We start from the raw sequence: 261 nt of genomic DNA on the forward strand, positions 1-261 counted from the left end.
GCACCAGCGCAATTTGCAGGGCAAACACGGCATGGTCGCCGGAAATAGCCGTTGCAGCCAGCAGTGCAGTAATACAGGTGCCTATGTTGGCTCCCAGCGTAAACGGATACACATCGCGTACTTTCAGCACTCCGGTACCGACCAGAGGCACCATCAAACTGGTTGTCGTAGAGGACGACTGTACCAGTATGGTCACAATCGAACCTGACACGATACCGTGTACCGGGCCACGGCCAATCGCACTCTTCAGGATGTCACGGG

The 261-nt window shown here is 55.9% G+C and carries 1 pseudogene; it reads right to left on the minus strand.

The features are described from left to right. Positions 1-261 (minus strand): annotated as a pseudogene (locus R0J87_RS21770) (Na/Pi cotransporter family protein); the annotation flags it as partial.

This window comes from Halomonas sp. SIMBA_159 (assembly GCF_046536035.1).
Taxonomy (GTDB): domain Bacteria; phylum Pseudomonadota; class Gammaproteobacteria; order Pseudomonadales; family Halomonadaceae; genus Vreelandella; species Vreelandella venusta_A.